1 protein-coding gene is annotated in these 424 nt (G+C 50.0%); it reads right to left on the reverse strand.

Features of this window, described 5'->3' with window-relative positions:
- The coding region (locus tag AB4482_RS22980) for a transposase (protein ID WP_372181800.1) at positions 1 to 424 on the reverse strand (424 nt) is incomplete at both ends.

Below are 424 nucleotides of genomic sequence, written 5' to 3' on the forward strand. Positions count from 1 at the left end.
TGATGCTGACAGCAAGGGCATACTCGTATTGCTTTGGTTCTTATCGGTGCGGTTAGCGGCGGCATTATATAGAGCAAGTTCAATAACAACAGTTGAATGCGGGCTCTTAAGGCGTGTGCTTGACCACGTAAAAAACCGTAATCTCGTACTCGCTGCAACCCTTTGGGCAGCGCGTGCTGCAAAATGAGCAGTAAGAACTTCAGAGTGGGCAAGGTGCGCGTTCGCCATGCATTGGTCTGGCTCTCTTTATAGCGGAAGGTGACAGTATCATCTGTGATACTGATGATGTCTTCATCAGGCAGCACACCACGATAGAGATAGCGAGCCAAATAGCTCAACGCAGCCTGACCGTATCCCACTTGTCTGCAATCGACCACCCATTGTTTGGGTATGCCACTCGGCAACCACAACGTTGGGTGTTGAT

It is taken from the genome of Vibrio sp. 10N.222.55.C7 (assembly GCF_041473335.1).
GTDB lineage: Bacteria > Pseudomonadota > Gammaproteobacteria > Enterobacterales > Vibrionaceae > Vibrio > Vibrio crassostreae_C.